This window comes from Blautia glucerasea (genome assembly GCF_020537505.1).
Lineage (GTDB): Bacteria > Bacillota > Clostridia > Lachnospirales > Lachnospiraceae > Blautia_A.
This window is the reverse complement of sequence record NZ_JAJBMO010000008.1, coordinates 159,078-171,500: the sequence shown is the minus strand read 5'-3', so window position 1 is coordinate 171,500 and position 12,423 is coordinate 159,078. Positions and strand designations below refer to the sequence as shown.

The following is a 12,423-nucleotide window of genomic DNA, read 5'->3' as shown; positions in this document are numbered from 1 at the left end:
TGGAAGTGTGGTAACACATGGAGCTGACTGTTACTAATAGGGTGAGGGCTTGACCTAAGCGCAAAGCGCGCAGGTCGTTCCATTGAACGAAGTGAGATGGAACTTCCGATTTATTCGCAAGGTTGAAGAATGATTCCATTAGGATGTAGCATGTATGTAGTTTTGAAGGTACAGAACCTAAACGGTAGCCGGTTGGTTATCGTTTTTTTTGTTTAAATTATATAAACCTGAAAATAAAAAAAGTCTTAAGAATGTTTGAAGAATAGCAATTTAGGTTGCCTGGAAAATAGATTTGTAATATAATGGGAACATTGAAAATGAGAAATAATAAGAAACTGCCTATGCAGCAGTAATACAAAAATGTTGCATGATTGCAGGGAAGAGGATGAAAAATGAGCAGATTATCAGTAGTTCTGCCAGCCTATAATGAAGAATTGATGGTAGGGAAAACCTGTCGGGTACTTCATGAGGTTTTATCAGAAGCAGGTATTTCCTATGAATTGGTGGTTGTCGACGATGGTTCAAAGGATAAAACCTGGGATGAAATTACCAAAGCTGGCGAAAAGGATGTGAACGTCCTTGGCGTTCATTTTTCCAGAAATTTTGGAAAAGAAGCAGCCGTATATGCAGGACTTGCACAGGCAACCGGGGATGTAGTTGCCGTCATGGATTGTGATTTACAACACCCACCGGAAACCCTGATTCCAATGTATCATCTCTGGGAACAGGGATGGGAAGTGATCGAAGGGGTTAAGAAATCAAGAGGAACAGAAAGCTTACTCCATAAGGAAAGTGCAGGCTTTTTCTACGGTATCATGTCAAAGGCAACCGGTGTAAATATGCAGAATGCCTCTGATTTTAAGATGATGGATCGAAAAGCTGTAAACAGTATACTTTCTATGCCGGAGAGAAATATGTTTTTCCGGGCAACCTCATCCTGGGTAGGTTATAAAACGACTTATGTAGAATTCGAAGTACATGACAGAGAAGCGGGACAGTCCAAATGGTCAACCTGGTCTCTGGTGAAGTATGCCTTTACCAATATTGTGGCATTTACCACTGTGCCATTACAGTTTGTAACAATTGTAGGCGGCTGCTGTTTTGGATGTTCCTTGATTTTGATTATTTATTCGTTAGTTCAGTTTTTTTCAGGACAGGCAGTGGAAGGTTACACCACTACATTAATCGTGCTTCTTCTGATTGGAAGTGCGATCATGCTCAGCCTTGGAATTATTGGTTATTACATTGCGAAAATATACGAAGAAGTAAAGCGGCGTCCACGCTACATTATTTCCCAGATTGTGCGTGGAAAAAAGGATGTGTATCAGGAGGTAAATCATGACAGCGCTTATTAAAAAATTGTATGCCAGTGATGTTGTCCGGTATGTTTTTTTTGGCGGATGCACGACACTTGTGAATCTGGTAAGCTTTTTTATTTTGCGCCAGATTGGAGTGCAAAGAGAGATTGCGAATGTAATCTCTATTATTTTAGCAATTCTTTTTGCATATGTAGTAAACTCCAAATTTGTTTTTGAGGATAAATGTGAAACCCTCAAAGATCATATTCAGCCTTTTTGTAAATTTATTGGCGCCAGACTGGTGACTATGGTGATCGAAGTTGGCGGAGTATGGTTCTTTGCAGAAATCATGCATATGAATGATATGGTGGGAAAATTCATTACCCAGTTTGTTGTTCTTGCGCTGAACTACATATTCAGTAAATTCCTGGTATTTACCAGTGGGAGGAAATCATGACATTAGAAGAGACACTAAAAAGCATAAAGCCTCTGGATGAAGAAAAGATGGAAACGGCCAGAAAGCGCTGGGATAGTATTGCCAAACCTCTTCATTCTCTTGGAAAAATGGAAGATCTGATCACACAGGTTGTGGGAATCACAGGTGAGGTAAAAGTAGACATCAGCAAAAAGGCGTTGGTTGCCATGTGTGCCGACAATGGAGTGGTAGAAGAAGGGGTTACCCAGACTGGACAGGAAGTTACGGCTATTGTGGCGGATAACTTTGTGAAAGAAACTACCACTGCATGTGTAATGTGCCACCAGTGCGGTGTGGCTGTAAAGCCAGTAGATGTAGGAATGGTAAGAGATACCACAGCCCGTACAGACCTGAAGGTAATGTACGGAACCCGCAATATGACAAAAGGTCCGGCTATGACAAGAGAAGAGGCTGTGAAGGGCATTGAAGCTGGAATTGTTATGGCAAAGGAGCTAAAAGCAGAGGGCTACCGTCTTCTGGCGACTGGAGAAATGGGAATTGGAAATACAACCACCAGCAGTGCTGTTGCATCTGTGCTTCTGGATCAGCCGGTAGAAACGATGACAGGACGGGGAGCCGGACTTTCCAGTGATGGACTTACCCGTAAGATTGATGCAATCAAAAAGGCCATTGCATTGAATAAGCCAGATCCAGAGGATCCGGTGGATGTTCTTTCTAAAGTTGGCGGCCTTGATATTGCGGGAATGGCAGGCGTTTATCTGGGTGGTGCGGCTTTGCAGATCCCGGTTCTGATCGATGGATTTATTTCAGGTGTTGCAGCACTTGTTGCTATCAGATTGTGCCCAGAAGCTGTAAATTATATGATCGCCAGTCATGTATCTAAAGAGCCAGCAGCCCATCTTGTTTTGGAAAAATTGGGAAAAGAAGCGGTTCTCCATGCAGATATGTGTCTGGGAGAGGGAACTGGAGCCATTGCACTTTGTCCGTTCCTTGACATGGGAGCTACCCTTTACAATACGTTGAGTACCTTTGATGACATACACGTAGATCAATACGAGGAGCTGAAATAAGATGATGACAGTTGTAACCGGTGGAAGCGGAAGTGGGAAATCTGCTTTTGCTGAGGATAAGATCTTATCCTTTGGACCGGGAAAAAGAATTTATGTTGCTACCATGCACCCTTATGATGAGGAAAGCCATAAACGTGTAGTCCGCCATCGAAACATGCGTGCTGGAAAAGGCTTCGAGACAGTGGAGTGCTATACCGGATTAAAAAATCTGGATTTTTCAGAAGATGGGGGAGTTCTTTTAGAATGTATGTCCAATCTTGCTGCCAATGAAATGTTCGAAGAAGATGGAGCAGGTGAAAATACTGTGGAAGAAATTATGGAAGGCGTAAAGAAGCTAAAGAGTCAGGTGCGCCATTTGGTGATCGTTACCAATGAGATTTTTTCGGAAGCAGCTGCCTATGAAGGGGATACAGTACGCTATCTGGAATATCTGGGGAAAATCAACCAGAGCATTGGGAAAATGGCAGATGAGGTAGTGGAAGTGGTATATGGAATCCCCATTTGGCACAAAGGAGGAAAAGGTGTTGAAAATGCTGTGGAACAACTTTAAAGTGGCCTTTGCTATGTATTCCAAAATTCCCATGCCAAGGGCCGACTGGAACAAAGAGAATATGAAATATACCTTTTGCTTTTTTCCATTTATTGGTCTGGTGATCGGAGCTCTTTCTTATCTGGTTGGCTGGGCTGGCGAAAAATTCGGATTTCATCCAACCTTTGTTTCAGCGTTTCTTGTGCTGGTTCCGGTATTGGTGACAGGAGGTATTCATGTAGATGGCCTTCTGGATACTTCCGATGCTTTAAGTTCCTGGCAGGAGCGGGAACGGCGTCTTGAAATACTGAAAGATTCCCATGCCGGTGCATTTGCGGTTATTACAGCATGTGTTTATTTTCTTGCCTGGTATGGTGCTTACAGTCAGCTTTGGACCAATCAACCGGCTCTTTTGATCATGGCTCTGGGATTTATGGTTTCCAGATGCTTTTCCGGGATCAGTGTTATGACATTTCCCAAAGCACGTAAAGATGGAACCGTGGCAGAATTTTCCAGAAAAGCGGAAGAAATGACCGTGAGAAATGTGCTGATCCTTTATCTTGGAATCCTTCTGGTGTTAATGGTGTGGATCCAGCCCATACTTGGTGTTTTGGCGTTTGCCGCAGCTGCTTTTTGTTTTCTTTACTATCATCACAAAGCCATGAAATACTTTGGGGGGATCACAGGCGACCTGGCAGGCTATTTTCTTTGCCTCTGCGAGGTGACAATGGCGATTTTGCTTGCGATAGCATCTGTGTGGGTCTAAAGAGCAGGGAAAAGAAAGGGGAAAGATACAGATGGAAATGATCATTGGAGGGGCGTTTCAGGGAAAAAGCGCTTACGCGAGGGAAACGCATCCTGAAGTTGATTGGAAAAATGGAGCTGATCTGGAAAAAGAGGATTTGATGACAGCAGATGGTGTTCTGGATTTTCAGGAGTACATCAAAAAAGAATTAAAAGCAGACCAGGATGTGACTGACCTGGCAGAAGAATTGTCTGAGAAAAATCCAGACATTATTCTGGTGAGTCAGGAAGTGGGATATGGTGTTGTCCCGATGGATGCTTTTGACCGAAAATACCGGGAAGCTGTGGGAAGAGTCTGTACAAGCCTGGCGGCCAAATGCAGTAAGGTAACGCGTGTAGTTTGCGGAATTGGGACGGTGATCAAGAATGCTTAAGCTTTTACTGATCCGTCATGGGGAAACTGAAGGCAATAAATTAAAAAGATACATAGGAAAAAGAACGGACGAACCCCTTTGCCCTGAGGCAGAAAGCAGGCTGGAACAGATAGATTATCCGGCTGTACAGGCCGTATATGCAAGTCCAATGCTTCGATGCACCCAGACTGCCAGAATTCTTTTTCCCGGGAAAAAGCTGAACATTATAGATGAGCTTGCAGAATGTGATTTCGGAGAGTTTGAAAATAAAAATTATCTGGAACTGGATGGAAACGAGCACTATCAGGCCTGGATCGATTCTGGCGGGCTGCTGCCATTTCCAGAAGGAGAGAGCCGGGAGGAATTTAAGAAACGAAATGTAGTGGGCTTTCAGAAAGCTGTGAACGGCTGTATCCGGGGAATGCTTTCTACTGCGGCTCTGGTGGTGCATGGCGGTACCATCATGAACATTATGGAAGAATATGCAGATGAAGAACGTTCCTTTTATGACTGGCATGTGAAGAATGGCAAGGGATATGAAGTGGAAATTGATCCTGAATTATGGAAAAAAGGCAGGCAGTTTTTACATATGATCCGGGAATTGTAGAAAACAGCATCTTATGTGTATATGCAATGGAATTGAAAGGTGAATATTTTTTATAGAAGATAGAGCAAGGCAGTTCGCTACAACAGCGGGCTGCCTTGTTTGCGTATAACGGGAAAATTCGTATAATAGGTTAGTTTAACTGAACAAAAATTTTGAGAAAGCCAAAAATATTTTTAGAATTACTATTGAAATTTGTAAGGGAATATGTTACATTAACTGTATAAAATATCCTAAAAAATGTTGAATTGTGCTTTTTGATTCGACAATTTCACTAAGTAAAGGAGGATGCCATATGCTTATTATTGGTAATGGAAGAATGATCACACGGGATGCATCTAATGCATTTATAGAGAACGGCGCAGTTGCAATGGATGGTAACACCATAGTTATGGTGGGGACTACAGATGAGGTAAAGAAAGCATATCCGGACGGAGAATTTGTAGATGCCAGAGGCGGAGTCATCATGCCTGCATTTATCAATACCCACGAGCATATCTACAGCTCTTTTGCCAGAGGACTGAGTATTAAAGGGTACAATCCTAAGGGATTTCTGGATATTCTGGATGGACAGTGGTGGACCATTGACCGTCATCTTACATTGGAGCAGACCAGACTTTCTGCAATGGCTACCTATATCGACAGCATCCGTAATGGTGTAACTACAGTATTCGACCATCACGCAAGTTTTGGACATATTACAGGTTCTCTTAACGCCATTGAATCAGCAGCTAAAGAGCTTGGGGTACGTACTTGTCTTTGCTATGAGATTTCCGACCGTGACGGCATGGACAAATCCAGAGAATCTGTGATGGAGAATGTGAACTTTATCAAACACGCACTGGCGGATGACAGTGACATGATCGCTGCCATGATGGGTATGCACGCTTCCTTCACAATTTCCGATGAGACCATGGAGCTGTGTAATGAGCTGAAGCCAGAGGGTGTTGGCTACCATATCCATGTTGCAGAAGGCATTTATGACCTTCACCAGTGCCTGAAGGAGCACAGCAAACGAATTGTAGACAGACTTTACGACTGGAATATCCTTGGACCAAAGACACTTCTTGGACACTGTATTTATATTAACGAGCATGAGATGGATCTGATCAAAGAGACTGATACCATGGTTGTCCACAATCCGGAATCCAATATGGGAAATGCCTGCGGATGCCCTCCTACCATGGAGCTGGTACATAAGGGAATCGTTACCGGACTTGGAACAGACGGATATACCCATGATATGCTGGAATCCTGGAAGGTTGCAAATATCCTTCATAAGCATCATCTCTGTGACCCGAACGCTGCATGGGGTGAGGTTCCCAGGATGCTCTTTGAGAACAATGCCATCATTGCCAACCGCTACTTTAAGAAACCGCTGGGCGTTCTGAAGGAAGGTGCAGCAGCAGATGTGATCGTAATGGATTACAACCCGCTGACTCCTATGAGAGCAGACAATGTAAACGGACATCTTCTGTTCGGAACTACAGGACACGATGTAGTGACCACGGTATGTAATGGCAAGGTCCTTATGAAAGACAGAGAAGTGCTGGTTTGTGACGTGGACAAGGTTATGGCTGACTGCCGTCAGTCTGCACAGGAACTGGCAGATGATATTAACGGAGGAAAATAAGTATGAGCGATATTATGACATGTATGCCTTTTGGGCAGCTGATGGACTGGGTCCTTCAGGAGAAAAAGGGGCAGGATACGGTATTTGGGGTACATCGTCCATATACAGCGGATGCGAAGAATGATATGACCATTTTCACCAGAAATCTGGAGACACCAGTGGGACCGGCAGCCGGTCCCCATACCCAGCTGGCTCAGAATATCATTGCATCCTACTATGCAGGAGCGCGTTTCTTCGAACTGAAGACAGTTCAGAAGATGGACGGGGCAGAGCTTTCTGCATGTGTAAATAAACCCTGTATTCTTGCAGATGATGAGGGATATAACTGTGAGTGGTCTACAGAGCTGACGGTTCCGGATGCAATGGGAGAGTACATTAAGGCATGGTTTATCCTTCACGTAATGGCTAAGGAGTTTGGCCTGGGCGCACAGGATGGCTTCCAGTTTAATATTTCTGTAGGATATGACCTTGCAGGAATTAAGGGTGATAAGGTCAATACCTTTATTGATGGAATGATGGAAGCGAAGGACACCGCTGTTTTCCAGGAATGTAAGAAATGGCTTCTGGATCATGCCGACAAGTTTCAGAACTTCACCAGAGAAGACATTGAAGCGATTCCGTCCAATATCTGTAATTCCGCTACGATCTCCACACTGCATGGATGCCCTCCACAGGAGATTGAGAGCATTGCAAATTACCTTCTTACAGAGAAGCATCTGAACACCTTTGTAAAATGCAATCCTACTCTTCTTGGCTATGATTTCGCGAGAAAGACCATGGATGAGATGGGATATGACTATATGGTATTCGGTGATTTCCATTTCAGAGACGATCTGCAGTATGAGGATGCAGTTCCTATGCTGACCCGTCTGATGAAATTATCCGAAGAGCTGGGTCTGGAGTTTGGTGTGAAAATTACCAATACTTTCCCAGTTGACGTTACCAGAAATGAGCTTCCAAGTGAGGAAATGTACATGTCGGGTAAAGCTTTATTCCCGCTGTCCATTTCCCTTGCAGCCAAACTTTCAGCAGAATTTGCAGGAAAGCTCCGGATTTCCTATTCTGGCGGCGCAGATTATTACAATATTGACAAAATCGTGGAATGCGGTATCTGGCCTGTAACCATGGCGACCACCCTTTTGAAGACAGGTGGCTACCAGAGATTCACCCAGGTGGCAGATAAAGTGGAAGGAATCTGTCCGAAGAAATGGGAAGGAATTGATGTGGATGCGCTGAAGAAGCTGGCCACAGATGCCATCACAGATGCCCATCATGTGAAAAACATCAAGTCGATCCCCAATAGAAAGAGCACAAAGGAAGTTCCTCTTCTGGACTGCTTCTATGCACCATGTTCCGAAGGATGTCCAATCCACCAGGATATTCCACAGTACGTAGCGTTGACTGGTGAGGGCAGGTATAAAGAAGCACTTGAAGTGATTCTGGAGAAGAATGCCCTGCCATTTATTACAGGTACCTTATGTGCACACAACTGTATGACTAAATGTACCCGTAATTTCTACGAGGAATCTGTAAATATCCGTGGTACCAAGCTGACAGCAGCAGAACATGGCTATGAGCAGCTGATCGGTGAGATCAAGGCTGGTGAGCCAAACGGCAGGAAGGTTGCAGTAGTAGGCGGTGGTCCTGCTGGTATTGCAGCAGCTTATTTCCTTGCAAGAGAAGGCACAGCAGTTACCATTTTTGAAAAAGAAGAGAAAGCCGGCGGCGTGATCCGTTATGTGATCCCAGGCTTCCGTATTGGAAATGATGCCATTGACAAAGACATCTCCTTCGTCCAGAAGATGGGGGTAGAGATCCGTACCAACACAGAAATTACTTCTGTAGCAGAACTGAAAGCACAGGGTTATGATGCTGTGATCCTGGCAATCGGAGCTGGAAAGCCTGGTACCTTGAAACTGGAAAAAGGTGAGACTGTTAACGCCCTGAAATTCCTCCGTGATTTCAAGGCAAAGGATGGTAAGCTGAATATCGGTAAAAATGTAGTAGTAATTGGTGGCGGAAACACTGCTATGGACACTGCAAGAGCTGCAAAGCGTACAGAAGGCGTAGAGCACGTTTATCTTGTATACAGAAGAACCAAACGTTACATGCCGGCAGCAGAGGATGAGCTTCTGGAAGTTCTGGAGGAAGGTGTTGAGTTCAAAGAGCTTCTTTCCCCGGTAAGCCTTGAGGACGGCAGACTGATCTGTAAGAAGATGGAGCTTGGCCAGATGGACGCCTCCGGACGTGCAAGCGTGATTGAAACAGCCGATGTAACAGAGGTTCCGGCTGATACCGTGATCGTAGCCGTTGGAGAGAAGATCGATACCGATTTCTATACTGCAAACCAGATCGCAGTAGACGAAAGAGGAAAAGCAAAAATTAACGATAAGACTCTTGAAACCAGTGTAAGCGGTGTCTATGTTGCTGGTGATGGCGCAAAAGGTGCTGCTACTATCGTAGAGGGAATCCGTGACGCACAGTTGGCAGTAAAGGATATCCTTGGTAAAGAGATCACAAAGGATGCTGCAACAGCAGGGGAAGAAGCAGACTGCTTTGCAAAGAAAGGTATTCTGAAACATAGCAAGGAAGCGAAGAGCGAGGAAGAGAGATGTCTCACCTGTAACAAGGTCTGTGAGAACTGTGTGGATGTCTGCCCGAACCGCGCAAATATTTCCGTCAAGGTTCCTGGAATGGCTATGAACCAGGTGATCCATGTAGATTACATGTGCAACGAGTGTGGAAACTGCAAGAGCTTCTGCCCATACGCAAGCGCACCATACAAGGATAAATTCACTCTGTTTGCAAATGAGAAAGACATGGCAGACAGTAAGAATGACGGATTTGTGGTTCTGGATAAAAAGAGCAAGACCTGCAAGGTCAGATTTGTTGGACAGATCACAGACTGCAAGGCGGACGATCCTGCAGACAAGCTGTACGATGGCTTGAAGAAACTGATCTGTGCAGTTATCAACGATTATGGATATCTGATAACAAAATAAAATGATAGAAATGCTGTCCACAGCTTTTAGAAGGGGCTGTGGACAGTATCTATTATAGTGAAAGTCATGGAACAGACTTTCATGGGTGTAGTAGAAAGGAGAGTCCAACATGGCAGTATTTACAGTCAATGGCCAGCAGGTAGAGGCGAAAAAAAATCAGAAGCTGCTCAGATTTCTCCGTGATGAGTTACATCTGACTTCTGTAAAAGATGGCTGTAGTGAGGGTGCCTGCGGAGCCTGTACCGTGATCATCGATGGCAGAACCTGTAAGGCCTGTGTGCCAGATACAGATCTGCTGGATGGCAGAAATATCATTACAGTAGAGGGGCTGACCGATTGGGAAGAAAGGGTATATACCTATGCCTACGGAAAAGCCGGTGCCGTACAGTGTGGCTTCTGCATTCCCGGCATGGTAATGTGTACCAAGGCTCTTCTGGACGTGAATAAAGAGCCTACTGACGAGGAAATCAAATATGCCCTGCGGAATAATTATTGCCGTTGCACCGGGTATGTAAAAATTATAGATGCAGTACGGATTGCAGCCAAAGTTATGCAGGAGGGTATACTTCCGGAAGAAATGAACAACGACTGGCATATTGGATCCCGTGTGGCAAGAATCGATGTGGGGGAAAAGGTTCTTGGCACTGGCAAATATCCAGACGATTTTTACCTGGAGGGCATGCTTTATGGCTCTGCTTTACGAAGCAAATATCCAAGGGCCAGAGTGCTTTCCATTGATAAGTCCAAGGCACTGGAACTTCCTGGAGTTGAGGCGGTTGTTACCGCTGAGGACATTCCTGGGGAAAATAAAATCGGGCATCTGAAACACGATCAGTATACCCTGATTCCGGTAGGTGGCCTTACCCATTATCTGGGAGATGCCATTGCACTTGTAGCGGCTAAGGACAAAGAGACCGCGGATAAGGCAGTAAAGCTGATCAAGGTTGAGTATGAGGTGCTTCCTCACGTTTATACCATTGAAAAGGCAGCAGCTAAAGATGCACCAAAGGTATTTGATGAGGAAGAGAATAATATCTGCGCATACAAGCACATCAGCAGGGGAAATGCCACAGAGGCTATCGAGAAGTCAAAATATGTGATCTCCCATCATTTTGAGACACCATGGAGCGAGCATGCGTTCCTGGAACCGGAATGTGCGGTGTCTTTCTATGATGAAGACGGAGATGTTTTTGTATATTCCACAGACCAGTCAGCACACCAGACGCTGCACGAATGCAGCTTAGTCCTTGGTACAGACAAAGTAAAAGTGCAGAATGCCCTGGTAGGCGGTGGATTCGGCGGCAAGGAAGATATGACAGTGCAGCATTTAAGCGCACTTCTTACTTATGTGACGAAGAAACCGGTTAAGATGAAGCTTACAAGAGCGGAGTCCCTGCTTGTTCATCCCAAGCGGCATCCATTTTATATGGACATGACCATGGGCTGTGATGAGAATGGAAATATCATGGGCGTAAAGGCAAAGGTTGCCTCAGATACAGGTGCATTTGCATCTCTTGGAGGTCCGGTTCTGGAGCGTGCATGCACGCACGCAGCAGGGCCCTATCACTACGAAAACTTTGAGATTGAGGGAACTGCTTATTATACCAATAATCCACCGGCAGGAGCATTCCGCGGTTTTGGAGTTACCCAGACCTGTTTTGCCACAGAGACACTTCTGAATATGATGGCAGATAAGGTGGGGATTACGCCTTGGGAGATCCGTTACCGCAATGCCATTCGTCCCTGGGAGACTCTTCCAAATGGTCAGATCGTAGACGATTCCACCGGTCTTGTGGAGACCTTAGAGGCAGTAAAGCCGAAATATGATGCTGCTCTGGCAGAGGGAAAAGCGGTAGGAATTGGCTGTGCTATGAAGAATGCAGGCGTTGGTGTTGGAATTCCGGATACTGGCCGTGTGAAGCTGATTTATGAAGAAGATAGGAAGCTTCATATTTATTCAGGGGCCTCCTGCATTGGACAGGGACTTGGCACTGTTCTGACGCAGATGATCGTAAGCAATACAGATGTAAAAAGAGAGGACATCGTTTACGAACGCAGCAATACCTGGATTTCTCCAGATTCCGGAACCACATCTGGCTCCAGACAGACGCTTGTTACAGGAGAAGCCTGCAGAAGGGCCTGTGAGAAATTGATGGAAGATAAAAAAGCAGGATTAACGGTAGAAGATATGATCGGTAAGGTTTACTATGCAGAGTACCTTGCCAAGACAGATCCTCTTGGTGCCAATGTACCAAATCCGGTTTCCCATGTAGCTTATGGTTATGCTACCCAGGTTTGTATCCTGGATTCCCAAAATGGAAGGATCGAGGAGATAGTGGCTGCCCATGATGTGGGAAAAGCGGTAAATCCTTTGTCCTGTGAAGGCCAGATCGAGGGCGGTGTGGTAATGTCCATGGGTTTTGCACTACGGGAAAAATACCCAATTGATGAGAATTGTAAACCGATTTCCAAATACGGTTCTTTAGGTCTTTTCCGTGCTCATGAGATTCCGAAGATTGATGCCATTGTCATTGACAAGCCTGGTCTTAAGGTTGCCTGTGGTGCCATTGGTATTGGAGAGATTACATCTATTCCCACTGCACCGGCAATAGCAGATGCCTATTTCCGAAGAGATGGTGTAAGGCGTTACAGCCTTCCTCTTACTGGAACACCATATGAAAGGAAGGGATGAGA

At 45.0% G+C, this 12,423-nt stretch carries 10 protein-coding genes; all 10 read left to right on the top strand.

All coding sequences use genetic code 11. The features are described 5' to 3' along the window. The first annotated feature begins 392 nt into the window (after positions 1-392). The 10 genes from LIQ05_RS09425 to xdh all read left to right on the top strand — a co-directional run bounded on the left by LIQ05_RS09425 (position 393) and on the right by xdh (position 12,421). A complete protein-coding gene (locus LIQ05_RS09425; RefSeq protein ID WP_226820205.1) occupies positions 393-1,355 on the top strand; it encodes a glycosyltransferase family 2 protein in 963 nt (320 codons plus the stop codon). Beyond that, positions 1,339-1,755 (top strand): GtrA family protein, encoded by a 417-nt coding sequence (locus LIQ05_RS09420; RefSeq protein WP_226820203.1) that lies wholly within the window; start codon positions 1,339-1,341, stop codon positions 1,753-1,755. The genes LIQ05_RS09425 and LIQ05_RS09420 overlap by 17 nt, the downstream gene beginning before the upstream one ends. Then, positions 1,752-2,804, top strand: coding sequence for a nicotinate-nucleotide--dimethylbenzimidazole phosphoribosyltransferase (gene cobT / locus LIQ05_RS09415; RefSeq protein WP_226820201.1), 1,053 nt, complete (start codon positions 1,752-1,754; stop codon positions 2,802-2,804). The genes LIQ05_RS09420 and cobT overlap by 4 nt, the downstream gene beginning before the upstream one ends. 1 nt (position 2,805) lies before the next feature. Further along, positions 2,806-3,354 carry a bifunctional adenosylcobinamide kinase/adenosylcobinamide-phosphate guanylyltransferase gene (locus LIQ05_RS09410; protein ID WP_226820199.1) on the top strand — a complete coding sequence of 183 codons (549 nt, stop codon included), beginning with the start codon at positions 2,806-2,808 and terminating at the stop codon, positions 3,352-3,354. Continuing rightward, positions 3,335-4,099 (top strand): adenosylcobinamide-GDP ribazoletransferase, encoded by a 765-nt coding sequence (gene cobS / locus LIQ05_RS09405; RefSeq protein WP_318289518.1) that lies wholly within the window; start codon positions 3,335-3,337, stop codon positions 4,097-4,099. Before LIQ05_RS09410 ends, cobS begins: the two co-directional genes overlap by 20 nt. Positions 4,100-4,130: 31 nt before the next feature. After that, positions 4,131-4,511: a bifunctional adenosylcobinamide kinase/adenosylcobinamide-phosphate guanylyltransferase gene (locus LIQ05_RS09400; RefSeq protein ID WP_226820197.1), complete on the top strand. Its 381-nt coding sequence runs from the start codon at positions 4,131-4,133 to the stop codon at positions 4,509-4,511. Further along, positions 4,504-5,097 (top strand): histidine phosphatase family protein, encoded by a 594-nt coding sequence (locus LIQ05_RS09395; protein WP_226820195.1) that lies wholly within the window; start codon positions 4,504-4,506, stop codon positions 5,095-5,097. Before LIQ05_RS09400 ends, LIQ05_RS09395 begins: the two co-directional genes overlap by 8 nt. Positions 5,098-5,389: 292 nt before the next feature. Next, positions 5,390-6,727: a putative aminohydrolase SsnA gene (gene ssnA / locus LIQ05_RS09390; protein WP_226820193.1), complete on the top strand. Its 1,338-nt coding sequence runs from the start codon at positions 5,390-5,392 to the stop codon at positions 6,725-6,727. A gap of 2 nt (positions 6,728-6,729) precedes the next feature. After that, complete coding sequence (ygfK, locus tag LIQ05_RS09385; RefSeq protein WP_226820191.1) at positions 6,730-9,729, top strand: putative selenate reductase subunit YgfK; 3,000 nt, start codon at positions 6,730-6,732, stop codon at positions 9,727-9,729. 109 nt (positions 9,730-9,838) lie between these two features. After that, positions 9,839-12,421, top strand: a complete 2,583-nt coding sequence (xdh, locus tag LIQ05_RS09380) for a selenium-dependent xanthine dehydrogenase (RefSeq protein ID WP_226820189.1) — start codon at positions 9,839-9,841, stop codon at positions 12,419-12,421. Positions 12,422-12,423: the final 2 nt, after the last annotated feature.

Bases quoted from the DNA above. Each gene is read 5' to 3' on its own strand.
- LIQ05_RS09395 (WP_226820195.1), top strand. From the start codon at position 4,504: ATGCTTAAGCTTTTACTGATCCGTCATGGGGAAACTGAAGGCAATAAA.
- ssnA (WP_226820193.1), top strand. From the start codon at position 5,390: ATGCTTATTATTGGTAATGGAAGAATGATCACACGGGATGCATCTAAT.
- cobT (WP_226820201.1), top strand. From the start codon at position 1,752: ATGACATTAGAAGAGACACTAAAAAGCATAAAGCCTCTGGATGAAGAA.
- LIQ05_RS09410 (WP_226820199.1), top strand. From the start codon at position 2,806: ATGATGACAGTTGTAACCGGTGGAAGCGGAAGTGGGAAATCTGCTTTT.
- LIQ05_RS09400 (WP_226820197.1), top strand. From the start codon at position 4,131: ATGGAAATGATCATTGGAGGGGCGTTTCAGGGAAAAAGCGCTTACGCG.
- ygfK (WP_226820191.1), top strand. From the start codon at position 6,730: ATGAGCGATATTATGACATGTATGCCTTTTGGGCAGCTGATGGACTGG.
- LIQ05_RS09425 (WP_226820205.1), top strand. From the start codon at position 393: ATGAGCAGATTATCAGTAGTTCTGCCAGCCTATAATGAAGAATTGATG.
- LIQ05_RS09420 (WP_226820203.1), top strand. From the start codon at position 1,339: ATGACAGCGCTTATTAAAAAATTGTATGCCAGTGATGTTGTCCGGTAT.
- cobS (WP_318289518.1), top strand. From the start codon at position 3,335: ATGCTGTGGAACAACTTTAAAGTGGCCTTTGCTATGTATTCCAAAATT.
- xdh (WP_226820189.1), top strand. From the start codon at position 9,839: ATGGCAGTATTTACAGTCAATGGCCAGCAGGTAGAGGCGAAAAAAAAT.